The organism is Pseudomonas sp. NGC7 (assembly GCF_047159675.1).
Classification (GTDB): Bacteria; Pseudomonadota; Gammaproteobacteria; order Pseudomonadales; family Pseudomonadaceae; genus Aquipseudomonas; species Aquipseudomonas kermanshahensis.
On sequence record NZ_BAAFZY010000001.1, the window covers coordinates 5,067,097 to 5,080,972 of the forward strand.

Annotated in this window: 13 protein-coding genes; all 13 read right to left on the reverse strand. The window is 63.2% G+C overall.

Annotation, left to right across the window (positions count from 1 at the left end; genetic code table 11):
* Position 1: 1 nt before the first annotated feature.
* Positions 2-481: a chemotaxis protein CheW gene (locus ACMCNM_RS22555; RefSeq protein WP_003254393.1), complete on the reverse strand. Its 480-nt coding sequence runs from the start codon at positions 479-481 to the stop codon at positions 2-4.
* Between the two features lie 41 nt (positions 482-522).
* Entirely contained in the window at positions 523-1,398 is an 876-nt protein-coding gene (locus ACMCNM_RS22560; protein WP_412765462.1) for a CheW domain-containing protein, read from the reverse strand.
* Positions 1,398-2,186 (reverse strand): ParA family protein, encoded by a 789-nt coding sequence (locus tag ACMCNM_RS22565; protein ID WP_027593005.1) that lies wholly within the window; start codon positions 2,184-2,186, stop codon positions 1,398-1,400. Before ACMCNM_RS22565 ends, ACMCNM_RS22560 begins: the two co-directional genes overlap by 1 nt.
* A 175-nt stretch (positions 2,187-2,361) precedes the next feature.
* Positions 2,362-3,207: a flagellar motor protein MotD gene (gene motD, locus ACMCNM_RS22570; RefSeq protein WP_099428649.1), complete on the reverse strand. Its 846-nt coding sequence runs from the start codon at positions 3,205-3,207 to the stop codon at positions 2,362-2,364.
* Positions 3,208-3,209: 2 nt separating this feature from the next.
* Positions 3,210-3,950 (reverse strand): flagellar motor protein, encoded by a 741-nt coding sequence (locus ACMCNM_RS22575; protein ID WP_027593007.1) that lies wholly within the window; start codon positions 3,948-3,950, stop codon positions 3,210-3,212.
* Positions 3,950-5,083, reverse strand: coding sequence for a protein-glutamate methylesterase/protein-glutamine glutaminase (locus ACMCNM_RS22580; RefSeq protein ID WP_186679667.1), 1,134 nt, complete (start codon positions 5,081-5,083; stop codon positions 3,950-3,952). The genes ACMCNM_RS22575 and ACMCNM_RS22580 overlap by 1 nt, the downstream gene beginning before the upstream one ends.
* A 46-nt stretch (positions 5,084-5,129) precedes the next feature.
* Positions 5,130-7,349 (reverse strand): chemotaxis protein CheA, encoded by a 2,220-nt coding sequence (locus ACMCNM_RS22585; protein WP_412765463.1) that lies wholly within the window; start codon positions 7,347-7,349, stop codon positions 5,130-5,132.
* Between the two features lie 12 nt (positions 7,350-7,361).
* A complete protein-coding gene (locus ACMCNM_RS22590; RefSeq protein WP_027593010.1) occupies positions 7,362-8,150 on the reverse strand; it encodes a protein phosphatase CheZ in 789 nt (262 codons plus the stop codon).
* A 20-nt stretch (positions 8,151-8,170) separates the two neighbouring features.
* Positions 8,171-8,545, reverse strand: coding sequence for a chemotaxis response regulator CheY (locus ACMCNM_RS22595; RefSeq protein WP_077068541.1), 375 nt, complete (start codon positions 8,543-8,545; stop codon positions 8,171-8,173).
* 117 nt (positions 8,546-8,662) lie between these two features.
* A complete protein-coding gene (gene fliA, locus ACMCNM_RS22600) occupies positions 8,663-9,403 on the reverse strand; it encodes an RNA polymerase sigma factor FliA (protein ID WP_412765464.1) in 741 nt (246 codons plus the stop codon).
* Positions 9,400-10,233 (reverse strand): flagellar synthesis regulator FleN, encoded by an 834-nt coding sequence (gene fleN, locus ACMCNM_RS22605; RefSeq protein ID WP_027593013.1) that lies wholly within the window; start codon positions 10,231-10,233, stop codon positions 9,400-9,402. Before fleN ends, fliA begins: the two co-directional genes overlap by 4 nt.
* A gap of 93 nt (positions 10,234-10,326) precedes the next feature.
* Entirely contained in the window at positions 10,327-11,634 is a 1,308-nt protein-coding gene (gene flhF / locus ACMCNM_RS22610) for a flagellar biosynthesis protein FlhF (RefSeq protein WP_027593014.1), read from the reverse strand.
* Between the two features lie 11 nt (positions 11,635-11,645).
* Positions 11,646-13,775, reverse strand: a complete 2,130-nt coding sequence (gene flhA / locus ACMCNM_RS22615; protein WP_027593015.1) for a flagellar biosynthesis protein FlhA — start codon at positions 13,773-13,775, stop codon at positions 11,646-11,648.
* Between the last annotated feature and the right edge of the window lie 101 nt (positions 13,776-13,876).

A 13,876-nucleotide genomic window follows, 5' to 3' on the forward strand; every position in this document is an offset into this window, starting at 1 on the left:
CTCAGATGTTCTCAAGCTCGGACCACTCTTCCTCGGTCATCATCTTGTCCAGTTCCACCAGGATCAGCAGTTCGCCGTTCTTGTTGCACACACCCTGGATGAACTTGGCCGATTCTTCGTTACCCACATTTGGCGCCGTCTCGATCTCGGACTGACGCAGGTAGACCACCTCGGCAACGCTGTCGACCAGGATGCCGACCACTTGCTTGTCCGCCTCGATGATGACGATACGGGTGTTGTCGGTCACCTCGGTCGGCATCAGGCCAAAACGCTGGCGAGTGTCGATCACCGTCACCACGTTGCCACGCAGGTTGATGATGCCCAGCACGTAGCTCGGCGCGCCCGGTACCGGGGCGATCTCGGTGTAGCGCAGCACTTCCTGCACCTGCATGACATTGATCCCGTAGGACTCGTTGTCCAGACGGAAGGTTACCCATTGCAGGATCGGATCTTCGGAACCTTGTGCGGACGACTTTTTCATTCCCCTACCCTCAAAATCCGCGCTAGGCGGTGTGTTCGGTGTCATTTGTGTTTGGCGTGCATCTGCTTGACTGCGCCGCTGGCGATCAGCTCGGCCAGTTCGGCGACGTCAAGCAAGGCACACATGTGTTCGATCACCGTGCCGGCCAACCAGGGGCGCTGGCCCCGCTGGCTGCGCCACTTGATCTCGGACGGGTCCAGGCGCAGGGAACGGCTGACCTGGTGCACGGCCAGCCCCCATTCATAGCCCTGGACCGAAATCACATACTGCAGGCCCTGGCGAAAATCGTCGCGGTAGCGGTCGGGCATTACCCAACGCGCGGTGTCGAGGACCTTCAGGTTGCCGGCCTGGCAGGTCAGGATGCCAAGAAACCAGTCCGGTTGGCCGAACAGCGGCGTCAGCTCCTGGCCGGCCAGGTTGTAGATCGAGCCCAGGCACACCAAGGGCACCGCCAGGGTCAGCCCGGCGACGTCGAACAGCAGGCACTCGAACGGCTCCGCTGCCCAGGCCGGGCGGCCATCGATGCTTACCGGCGGCACCGGCAGGTTCGGCGCAGGCAGGTGCACATCCACCACCGGCACCGCCGGTTCTACCGCGGGCGCTTCGATCAGTACCGGGATGCTGGCCTCGGCCACAACTTGCTGCTCGACCACCGCCACCACCGGTTCTTCCACCGGCAGCACGCTGGGCAGCACCTGTAACCGAGGTTCGGCAAAGGGCCGGGGCGCCGCGAGGGTGGCCTGGGCAGGCTGGCGTGCATCACGCGCCTGCTCCTCGCGCACCGCGTCGGCGAAGTCCTCCGGTGCTGTCGGCAGTTCGATCAGGTCGTCGGCCTCGGTGGCCTCTTGCAACAAGCCATCGAGGTAGGATTGCAGGGCCATCTGCGGCCGTGTGCTGGTTTGCCGTGTCTGCGTCATCAGGCCACCTGCACTGCGGTTTTGTAGGTCAGTAAATGCTTGAGCAGCGCCCGGTAGGCAATCAGCCCACGGCTCTTGCCATCGAACTGCGAAGGCGTGACGCCCTTGCGGCTGGCATCGCGCAAGCGCGTGTCGACCGGGATGTAACCCTGCCAGACATGCTGCCCATAGGTGTCGCGCAGCAGTTTGAGCGTGCCCAGGGAGGCCTGGGTACGGCGGTCGAACAGGGTCGGCACGATCTGGTAAGGCAGGGCCTGTTTACGCGAACGGTTGACCATGGCCAGGGTGCCGACCATGCGTTCCAGGCCCTTGACCGCGAGGAATTCGGTCTGCACCGGGATCACCAGTTGTTGGCTCGCGGCCAGGGCGTTGACCATCAGCACGCCGAGCAAAGGCGGGCTGTCGATCAAGGCAAAGTCGAAGTCTTGCCACAGCTGCGCCAGACTCTTGGCGATCACCAGCCCCAGGCCGTTCTTGCCCGGCGACTGGCGCTCGAGCACCGCCAGCGCAGTGCTCGATGGCAACAGCGAGATACGCTCGTCGCTCGTCGGCAGCAGCAATTGCCCCGGCAAGCCCTCGGGCACGCTGCCCTGGTGCAGGAACAGGTCATAGCAGCTGTGTTCCAGCGCATCGGGGTTGTGCCCGAAATAACTGGTCATCGACCCATGCGGGTCGAGGTCGACGACGACCACGCGCTTGCCCGCCTCAGCCAGCAGGCCAGCCAGGGCGATGGTCGTGGTGGTCTTGCCGACGCCACCTTTTTGATTGGCTACTGCCCAGACTCTCATAGGACAACTCTTGACTCATAAATTTAGCGCCCACCCTTGTGGGAGCGGGCTTGTCCCGCGAACACGGGCGTAGCCCGTGCCATCCACCACGTCGCCTGCTTCGCGGGGCAAGCCCGCTCCCACAGGTACCGCGCTCAGCAAGCAAGACAATACGCAGTGACGGAGAATTGACGAGTTAGTGACTCGCTGTTGCCGGTGCACTTTGTGTGCCAGCACGGCGCAACGCCGCATCCGGCGTGGCATTGGCGCTACCTGTACCGGTCAGGCTGCGGCGCACTTCGAGGTTGCGCGAAATCACCAATACCACGCGGCGGTTGCGCGCACGGCCTTCGGCACTGTCGTTGCTGGCGACCGGCTGATACTCGCCATAGCCGACCGAGGCCATGCGCGCCGGGTTGACCCCTTCCATGGCCAGCAGGCGGACGATGCTGGCCGCCCGCGCCGACGACAGTTCCCAGTTGGTCGGGTACTGCGCGGTGCGAATCGGCAGGTTGTCGGTAAAGCCTTCGACATGCACCGGGTTGGCGAACGGTTTGAGGATGTTCGCCACCTTTTCGATGATGTCGAAGGCCTTGTCGCTGGGCATGGCATCACCGCTGCCGAACAACAGCGAGGAACTGAGCTCGATTTCAATCCACAGCTCATTGCCGCGCACGGTCATCTGGTCGGTCTTGATCAGGTCGCCAAAGGCGTCGCGCACGTCGTCGCTGATGGTCTTCAGCGGGTCGACGTTGGTCTGCGCCAGGCCCGCTTCGGTCTGCTCGCTGTCCCTGACCAAAGGCTCGGCCGGGCGCACGCTCAGCGGCTGCTCATCACCGATAGGAATCGGTTTCATGCTCCGCTCGGGGTCGTTGAACACCCCGAGCAAGGCCTGCGAGATGACCTTGTACTTGCCCTCGTTGATCGAGGAAATCGAGTACATGACCACGAAAAACGCGAACAGCAAGGTGATGAAGTCGGCGTACGACACCAGCCAGCGCTCGTGATTCTCGTGTTCCTCGGTATGACGACGGCGGCGCATGGTTACTCCATGAAGCCTTGCAGCTTCAGCTCAATCGAGCGTGGGTTTTCACCCTCGGCAATCGACAGCAGGCCCTCAAGCAGCATCTCGCGGTAGCGCGACTGGCGCATGACGATAGCCTTGAGCTTGTTAGCGATCGGCAACAGGATCAGGTTGGCGCTGGCCACGCCGTAGATGGTGGCGACGAACGCCACGGCGATGCCGTTACCCAGCTGCGACGGGTCGGCCAGGTTGCCCATCACATGGATCAGGCCCATGACCGCGCCGATGATGCCGATGGTCGGGGCGTAGCCGCCCATGCTCTCGAACACCTTGGCGGCCTGGATGTCACGGCCCTCCTGGGTCAGAAAGTCGACTTCGAGAATGCTGCGGATGGCTTCAGGTTCAGCACCGTCAACCAGCAACTGCAGGCCCTTGCGCGCATAAGGGTCGGGCTCGGCATCGGCCACCCCTTCCAGGCCCAGCAGGCCCTCTTTGCGCGCCGTCAGGCTCCAGTTGACCACCCGGTCGATACCGCCTGCCAGGTCGACCCGGGGCGGGAACAGGATCCAGCGCAAAATCTGCAAGGCACGCTTGAAGGCCGACAGCGGCGACTGCAACAGCGCCGCCGCCAAGGTGCCGCCCAGCACGATCAAGCCCGCCGGGCCATTGATCAGCGCACCGACATGCCCGCCCTCGAGGAAGTTGCCGCCGACAATCGCGACAAACGCCAGGATCAGGCCGATCAGGCTTAGCACGTCCATCAGACGCAGGCCTCGACCAGGTGCTTGCCGATCTCGTCCAGGCTGTACACCGCGTCGGCCAGGTTGGCCTTGACGATGGCCATGGGCATGCCATAGATCACGCAGCTGGCTTCATCCTGGGCCCACACGGTACTGCCGCCCTGCTTGAGCAGGCGCGCGCCTTCACGGCCGTCGGCGCCCATGCCGGTGAGCACCACCGACAGCACCTTGTCGCCGTACGACTTGGCCGCCGAGCCGAAGGTGATGTCCACGCACGGCTTGTAGTTCAGGCGCTCGTCACCCGGCAGGATCTTCACCGTGCCACGGCCGTCGATCATCATCTGCTTACCACCCGGGGCCAGCAGCGCCAAGCCTGGGCGCAACAGGTCACCGTCCTCGGCTTCCTTCACGCTGATCTTGCACAGCTTGTCCAGGCGTTCGGCAAACGCCTTGGTGAAAGCCGCTGGCATGTGCTGGATCAGCACGATCGGCGCCGGGAAGTTGGCGGGCAGTTGCGTCAGCACCCGCTGCAGCGCCACCGGGCCGCCCGTGGACGTACCGATGGCCACCAGCTTGTAAGGTTTGCGCTTGGGTGCCGGGGCATGTGCCGCGGGCGCCGCGGCCGGGGTGCGTACCGGCGGCGCCGTGCGTGCCGGTGCCGAGGCTGGGCTTGCGAAGCTGCTGGTCGGCGCATGGCTGCTGCTGGTAGTGACCGGCGCAGCAGCAGGTGCTGGGTTGTAACTGCCGAAACGACGGTTGCTGCGCGACAGGGTATGCACCTTCTCGCACAGCATCTGCTTGACCTTCTCGGGGTTGCGCGAGATGTCTTCGAAGTTTTTCGGCAGGTAATCCACTGCACCGGCATCCAGCGCGTCGAGGGTCACCCGGGCGCCTTCATGGGTCAGCGAAGAGAACATCAACACCGGCGTCGGGCAGCGCTGCATGATGTGCCGCACTGCGGTGATGCCGTCCATCATGGGCATTTCGTAGTCCATGGTGATGACATCGGGCTTGAGCGCCAGCGCCTGGTCGATTGCTTCCTTGCCATTGGTCGCGGTACCCACTACCTGGATCGTCGGGTCCGCCGAGAGGATTTCCGAGACACGGCGGCGGAAGAAACCGGAATCATCCACCACCAGGACCTTGACTGCCATAAACACTCCATTAGGCGGCGCAACCCGCCAGGGCGCGCCACCGAAATCAAATACGCCGCGCGGCGTAACGCTTGAGCATGCTCGGAACGTCGAGGATCAACGCGATACGACCGTCGCCGGTGATCGTGGCCCCGGACATGCCCGGCGTGCCCTGCAGCATCTTGCCCAGCGGCTTGATTACCACTTCTTCCTGGCCCACCAGTTGATCGACGACAAAGCCGATGCGTTGGGTGCCGACCGACAGGATCACCACATGGCCCTCGTGCTGCTCTTCGTGCACCTGGCCCTGGACCAGCCAGCGCTTGAGGTAGAACAGCGGCAGTGCCTTGTCGCGCACGATCACCACTTCCTGGCCATCGACCACATTGGTACGCGAGAGGTCGAGGTGGAAGATCTCGTTGACGTTGACCAGCGGGAAGGCGAAGGCCTGGTTGCCCAGCATCACCATCAGGGTCGGCATGATCGCCAGGGTCAGCGGCACCTTGATGACGATCTTCGAACCCTGGCCCTTGGCCGAGTAGATGTTGATCGAGCCATTGAGCTGGGAAATCTTGGTCTTCACCACGTCCATGCCGACACCACGGCCAGACACGTCAGAGATCTCGGTCTTGGTCGAGAAGCCCGGGGCGAAGATCAGGTTGTAGCAGTCCGACTCGCTCAGACGCTCGGCGGCGTCCTTGTCCATCAGGCCCTTTTCCACAGCCTTGGCGCGCAGGATGTTGGGGTCCATGCCCTTGCCGTCATCAGAGATCGACAACAGGATATGGTCGCCTTCCTGTTCAGCCGACAACACCACCCGCCCCGTACGCGCCTTGCCGGTGGCTTCACGCTCGTCGGGCATCTCGACGCCATGGTCGACGGCGTTGCGCACCAAGTGCACCAACGGGTCGGCCAGGGCCTCGACCAAGTTCTTGTCGAGGTCGGTTTCTTCACCGACCAGCTCCAGGTTGATCTCTTTCTTGAGCTGGCGGGCCAGGTCGCGAACCAGGCGCGGGAAGCGGCCGAAGACTTTCTTGATCGGCTGCATGCGGGTCTTCATGACCGCGGTCTGCAGGTCGGCGGTGACCACGTCGAGGTTCGACACGGCCTTGGACATGGCCTCGTCACCGCTGTTCAAGCCCAAGCGCACCAGGCGGTTACGCACCAGCACCAGTTCGCCGACCATGTTCATGATCTCGTCCAGGCGCGCAGTGTCGACGCGCACGGTGGTTTCCGCCTCGCTGACCGCATGTTTTTCTGCCGCTGGGGCCGGCGCGCGAGGCGCAGGTGCGGGCTTGCTGGCAGCTGCTGGGGCGGCGGCTGGAGCAGGTGCCGGTTTGGCCACCGGCTTGCTCTCGACCTTGGCGGCGACAGGCGCTTCGACCGCGACCGCGTCACCCGAGAACTTGCCCTTGCCGTGCAACTCATCGAGCAAGGCTTCGAACTCGTGCTCGCTGATCTCGTCACTCGTTGGGCTGGCCGCGGCAACGCTTTGCGGCGCTGCCGCTGCTGGCGCATTGGCGGCCGGCAAGGCATCGGCCTGGAAGGTGCCCTTGCCGTGCAACTGGTCGAGCAGCGACTCGAACTCTTCATCGGTGATTTCATCGCTGACCGGGGCCGCAGCGCTGGCCACAGGCTCAGCGGCGACTTCAGCGCTGAACTGGCCTTTGCCATGCAACTGGTCGAGCAACGATTCGAATTCGGCGTCGGTGATTTCGTCACCGGCGCTGCTGACGGTTTCGCCTTGCATCTGCTCATCGGCAGCGGCCTGGGCCTTGACCGCGTCGAGCGAGTCGAGCAGCTGCTCGAATTCGCTGTCGGTGATGTCTGGCTCTTCGGCAGGCGCCGCAGCGACCGGCTCGGCTGCAGCCACAGGCGCTGCGACCGCGTCGGCAGCAGCAGGCTCGGCCAGGCGCGACAACGCCGCCAGCAGTTCTGGGGTAGCGGGGATGACCTCGCTGCGCTCGCGGACCTGGCCAAACATGCTGTTGACCGTGTCCAGCGCCTCCAGCACCACGTCCATCAATTCGGCGTCGACCCGGCGCTCACCTTTGCGCAGGATGTCGAACACGTTCTCGGCGATATGGCAGCACTCCACCAGCTCGTTGAGCTGGAGGAAGCCGGCGCCCCCTTTTACAGTGTGGAAACCGCGAAAAATGGCATTGAGCAGGTCGGCATCATCCGGTCGGCTTTCCAGCTCGACCAGTTGCTCGGACAGTTGCTCAAGAATTTCGCCGGCTTCTACCAGGAAATCCTGAAGGATTTCTTCATCGGCGCCGAAGCTCATTAAACGTGCTCCTTAAAAACCCAGACTGGACAGCAGATCATCGACATCGTCCTGACCGGACACGACGTCTTCACGCTTATCGGCATGAATCTGCGGACCTTCACCCCGAGTCGGATGTTTTTCTTGATCTTTTTCAGCACGCAGCTGCTGGTGGTCATGTTCGATACCGGCAAAACGGTCGACTTGACTGGCCATCAGCACGAGCTTGAGCAGGTTGCTTTCCACCTCGGTGACCAGCGCGGTGACCCGCTTGATCACCTGCCCGGTCAGGTCTTGATAGTCCTGAGCCAGCAGAATGTCGTTGAGGTGGCCTGAGACCTTGCGGTTACCTTCAGCGCTGTGCGTCAGGAAACTGTCGACGCGTTTGACCAGGTCACGGAATTCCGGCGCGGCCACTTCGCGGCGCATGAAGCGCTGCCAGTCCACGCTCAGGGCCTTGGCCTCACCCGCCAGGTCGTTGAGCACCGGCGTGCTTTCCTCGACCAGGTCCATGGTGCGGTTAGCGGCACCCTCGGTCAGCTTGACCACATAGGACAGGCGCTCGGTGGCGTCGGTGATCTGCGAGACCTCCTCGGCCTGCGGCATGTGCGGGTCGATCTGGAAACTGACGATCGCACTGTGCAGCTCACGGGTCAGCTTGCCGACTTCCTGATACAGGCCGCGGTCGCGGGTCTGGTTCAGCTGATGAATCAGCTGCACCGCCTCGCCGAAGCGCCCGCGCTCCAGGCTCTCGACCAGCTCCTGGGCATGCTTCTTCAGGGTCGATTCGAACTCCCCCAAAGACGTTTGTGATGAATCCATGGCGCGCCCCCTGACGTGACTCAGCCGTTGACGCGTTCGAAGATCTTCTCGATCTTTTCTTTGAGCACCTGAGCGGTGAACGGCTTGACCACGTAACCATTGACGCCGGCCTGGGCCGCTTCGATGATCTGGTCGCGCTTGGCTTCGGCCGTCACCATCAGTACCGGCATGGTTTTAAGCTTTTCGCTGGCGCGGACTTTGCGCAGCAGGTCGATACCGGACATGCCCGGCATGTTCCAGTCGGTCACCAGGAAGTCGTAGTGGCCGTTTTCCAGCATCGGCAACGCAGTGGTGCCGTCGTCAGCTTCGTCGGTGTTGGTGAAGCCCAGATCACGCAGCAGGTTCTTGATGATCCGCCGCATCGTCGAAAAGTCGTCAACGATGAGGATTTTCATGTTCTTGTCCAATTAGACCTCCAAGCAGTCTCAAACGCGCTCGGCCCCCGAGCACGCATTCATTCAATTCGGCACAACGTGAAACGGCTGCAGCGTCTTCAGTGCAACGGCTGGCGCTCAGCGCGCCCGCCACTCACCCAGACGGCTGCGCAAACGTGCGGCGCACTGGCTGTGCAACTGGCTTACCCGCGACTCGCTGACGCCCAGCACCTCACCGATTTCCTTGAGGTTCAGCTCTTCGTCGTAGTACAGCGCCAGCACCAGCCGCTCGCGCTCTGGCAGGTTGGCGATCGCATCGGTCAGGGCAGCCTGGAAGCGCTCGTCTTCAAGGCCCCGCGCCGGTTCCACCTGGCCACTGGCGCCGTCTTCGTGCAGGCCTTCGTGCTCGCCATCCTGCAACAGGTCGTCGAAGCTGAACAGCCGGCTGCCCAGGGTATCGTTCAAAATCCCGTAGTAATCATCGAGACTCAATTGGAGTTCGGCAGCAACCTCGTGATCTTTAGCGTCGCGACCGGTTCTTGCTTCAACCGCGCGCATTGCATCACTGAGCATACGGGTATTGCGGTGCACCGACCGCGGTGCCCAATCACCCTTGCGCACCTCGTCGAGCATGGCGCCGCGGATGCGGATGCCGGCGTAGGTCTCGAAGCTGGCGCCTTTGCTGGCGTCATACTTGTTGGCCACTTCCAGCAGGCCGATCATGCCGGCCTGGATCAGGTCTTCGACCTGGACGTTGGCGGGCAGCCGCGCCAACAGGTGATAGGCGATGCGCTTGACCAGCGGGGCGTAGCGTTCGATCAGCTCATACTGGGCGTCTTTCGACGCCCTGCTGTACATCTTGAAGCCGCTCGCATTCATAGTACCGGTCCTGCGCTGGTGGGCTGCACCAGACGCTCGACGAAGAATTCCAGATGCCCGCGCGGGTTAGCCGGCAACGGCCAGCTGTCGACCTTCTGCGCAATGGCCTTGAAGGCCAACGCACACTTGGAACGCGGGAACGCCTCGTACACCGCGCGCTGCTTCTGCACCGCCTTGCGCACGCACTCGTCGTACGGCACGGCGCCCACGTACTGCAGGGCAACGTCAAGGAAGCGATCGGTGACCTTGGTCAACTTGGCGAACAGGTTGCGCCCTTCTTGCGGGCTCTGCGCCATGTTGGCCAGCACCCGGAAGCGGTTCATGCCGTAGTCACGGTTGAGCAGTTTGATCAGTGCGTAGGCGTCGGTGATCGAGGTGGGTTCGTCGCACACCACCAGCAGCACTTCCTGGGCCGCGCGAACGAAGCTGACCACCGAGTCACCGATACCCGCAGCGGTGTCGATCACCAGCACGTCGAGGTTGTCGCCGACGTCGCTGAACGCCTGGATCAGGCCAGCGTGCTGGGCCGGCGCCAGGTGCACCATGCTCTGGGTGCCGGAGGCCGCCGGTACGATGCGCACACCGCCGGGGCCTTGCAGCATCACATCGCGCAGCTCACAGCGCCCTTCAATAACGTCGGCCAGGGTGCGTTTGGGGGTCAGGCCAAGCAATACGTCGACATTGGCCAGGCCCAGGTCGGCGTCCAGCAACATGACCCTGCGGCCAAGCTCGGCCAGCGCCAGAGACAGGTTCACTGAAACGTTAGTCTTGCCGACGCCACCTTTGCCACCGGTCACGGCGATCACCTGTACGGGATGCATGCTACCCATGTCTGTTTTTTACCTTGTCTCGCTGGGACTCAGGCCACACGTGAGGCAATTCTGCGTGCCCCTTGGCATAGCTACGTTGCACACACTTCATCATCAACCCGCTCGCCGTGGGTTGTGATAGAGATCAGCGAACATATCGGCCATGGCCTCTTCGCTGGGCTCGTCCTGCTGCTGCACATTGACCGCACGGGTGACCAGCTGGTGCGCCCGGGGCAAGTGCAAATCGTCGGGAATGCGCGGCCCATCGGTCAGGTAGGCCACCGGCAATTCATGACTGATGGCAAGGCTCAGCACGTCGCCGAGGCTTGCCGTTTCGTCGAGTTTGGTCAGGATGCAGCCGGCCAGGCCACAGCGCTTGTAGCTGTGGTAGGCGGCGGTCAGCACCTGCTTCTGGCTGGTGGTTGCCAGCACCAGGTAATTCTTCGCGGCGATGCCACGGCTGGCCAGGGTTTCCAGCTGCATGCGCAGGGCCGGGTCGCTGGCCTGCAGGCCAGCGGTATCGATCAGCACCACGCGCTTACGCAGCAGCGGTTCCAGCGCCTGGGCCAGGGACTGGCCCGGGTCGACGTAGGTCACCGGCACATTGAGGATGCGCCCCAGGGTCTTGAGCTGCTCCTGGGCACCGATGCGGAAGCTGTCCATGCTCACCAGCGCCAACTGCGGGGCGCCGTACTTGAGCACGTAGCGCGCAGCCAGCTTGGCCAGGGTGGTGGTCTTGCCCATGCCGGCCGGGCCGACCATGGCGATCACACCGCCCTCTTCAATCGGCTCCACCTCGGGGATTTCGATCATCCGCGCCAGGTGCGCCAGCAGCATGCGCCAGGCCTGGCGTGGCTCTTCGATCTCAGTCGTGAGGTCGAGCAGTTCACGGGCAATCGGGCCGGACAGGCCGATGCGCTGCAGGCGGCGCCAGAGGTTGGCCTGCTGCGGCTTGCTGCCTTGCAGCTGGCTCCAGGCCAGCGAGCCGAGCTGCACTTCCAGCAGCTCGCGCAGGCCCGACAGCTCCGAGCGCATGGCATCGAACAGGCGCGGGTCGACTGGCGCCGGGGCTGGCGCAGCGGCAGGTGCCGGGGCGTCCACGTGCGGCTCGACCAGCGGCTCGGAGGCCGTCAGCGACTGCCCGGCGAACAATTGGCGGTTGTTGTCGCTGGTGTCGCTGCGCTGGTCCAGTTCGGCCTGGGCCGTGGCAATGCGCGTGTGGGTCTTGCGCAGCTCTTCTTCAAGCTCGGCGTTGGGTACGCGCGGGGCCAGGGCGGACAATTTGTAGTCCAGCGCGGCCGTCAATTCGACACCACCGGCGATGCGGCGGTTACCGATGATGGCGGCATCGGAGCCAAGCTCATCCCGGACCAGCTTCATGGCCTGACGCATATCGGCGGCGAAAAATCGCTTAACTTGCATTATCCACTACCTCAGCCGTTAGGGCCCACGGTGGCAACGATGGTGACTTGCTTGTTGTCAGGTATTTCCTGATACGCCAGAACATGCAAATTCGGTACAGCCAGGCGACCGAAGCGCGACAGCATGGCGCGGATCGGGCCGGCGACCAGGAGAATGGCCGGCTGGCCTTGCATCTCTTGGCGCTGGGCCGCGTCAATCAGCGAACGCTGCAGCTTTTCGGCCATGCTCGGTTCCAGAAGAACACCGTCTTCCTGACCCTGCCCGGCCCTTTGCAGACTATTGAGCAAAATCTGTTCCAACCTCGGTTCAAGGGTGATCACCGGCAGCTCAGACTCAACGCCGACAATGCTTTGCACGATGGCGCGACACAATCCGACGCGCACCACAGCCACCAGCGCGGCGGTATCTTGACTCTTGCCCGCGTTGTTGGCGATGGCCTCGGCGATGCTGCGGATATCGCGCACCGGCACTTGCTCGGACAGCAATGCCTGCAGGACCTTGAGCAGCCCCGACAAGGAAATGACACCCGGCACCAATTCTTCTGCCAGTTTAGGCGAAGCCTTGGACAACACTTGCAGCAATTGCTGCACTTCCTCATGGCCGATCAGCTCGTGACAGTGCTTTTGCAGGATCTGGTTGAGGTGCGTGGCCACCACCGTACTGGCATCGACCACGGTATAGCCCAGCGACTGCGCCTGGGAGCGCTGGCCGACGTCGATCCACACCGCCTCCAGGCCAAAGGCCGGGTCGCGTGCGGCAATGCCGTTGAGGGTGCCAAATACCTGGCCCGGGTTGATCGCCAGTTCGCGATCCGGGTAAATCTCCGCTTCAGCCAGGATCACCCCCATCAACGTGAGGCGGTAGGCGCTGGGCTGCAGGTCGAGGTTGTCGCGAATGTGCACAGTGGGCATGAGGAAACCCAGGTCTTGGGACAGCTTCTTGCGCACGCCCTTGATCCGCGCCAGCAACTGGCCGCCCTGGTTGCGGTCGACCAGCGGGATCAAGCGGTAACCGACCTCAAGGCCGATCATGTCGATCGGGGTAACGTCGTCCCAGCCCAGCTCCTTGGTTTCCAGCGCACGCTGTGGCGAGGGCAGCAGGTCCTGCTGGCGCTGCGCCTCTTCCTGGGCCTTGACCTTCACCTGCTGCTGTTTCTTCCACACCAGGTAGGCACCGCCGCCGGCCATCAGGCCAAGGCTGAGGAAGGCCACATGCGGCATGCCCGGCACCAGGCCCATGATGATCATCAGCGCACCGGAGACCGCCAGGGCCTTGGGTGAGTCGAACATCTGCCGGTTGATCAACTTGCCCATGTCTTCCGAGCCCGAAGCCCGGGTGACCATGATGGCCGCAGCGGTGGACAGCAGCAGTGATGGCAATTGCGCCACCAAACCGTCACCGATGGTCAACAAGGCGTACACCTTGCCGGCTTCGCTGAACGGCATGCCGTGCTGGAGCATGCCGATGAGCATGCCGCCGATGAGGTTGATGAACAGGATCAGCAGGCCGGCGATGGCGTCGCCGCGCACGAACTTGCTGGCACCGTCCATCGAGCCATAGAACTCGGCCTCCTGCGCGACCTCGGAGCGGCGGGCCTTGGCCTGGGCTTGGTCGATCAAGCCGGCGTTGAGGTCGGCGTCGATGGCCATCTGTTTGCCGGGCATGGCATCGAGGGTGAAGCGCGCGCTTACCTCGGAAATACGCCCAGCACCCTTGGTCACCACGACGAAGTTGATGATCATGAGGATGGCGAACACCACCGCACCGACCACGTAGTTGCCGCCGATGACCACTTCACCGAAGGCCTGGATCACCTTGCCCGCAGCGCCATGGCCCTCCTGGCCGTGGAGCATGACCACACGGGTGGAGGCGACGTTCAGGGCCAGGCGCAGCAGCGTCGCCACCAGCAGGATGGTGGGGAATGCGGCGAAGTCGAGTGGGCGCAGGGCGTAGACGCAGACCAGCAGCACCACGATCGACAGGGCGATGTTGAAGGTGAAGAACACGTCGAGCAGGAACGGCGGTATCGGCAACATCATCATTGCCAACATCACCAGCAGCAACAGCGGCACACCCAGGTTGCCCCGGCCGAGACCGGCCAGGTTGTGGCGTGCGTTGTTGATTAACTGAGTGCGATCCACCGCGAGTCCTCTTGATGCAAAACTTTGACGCCCAGGGGGCGCCTGGGCGTGGCTCTGCAAGAAGCCTTCCAACTTTGCTGTTTGGGTGTTCGCCTTGGGGT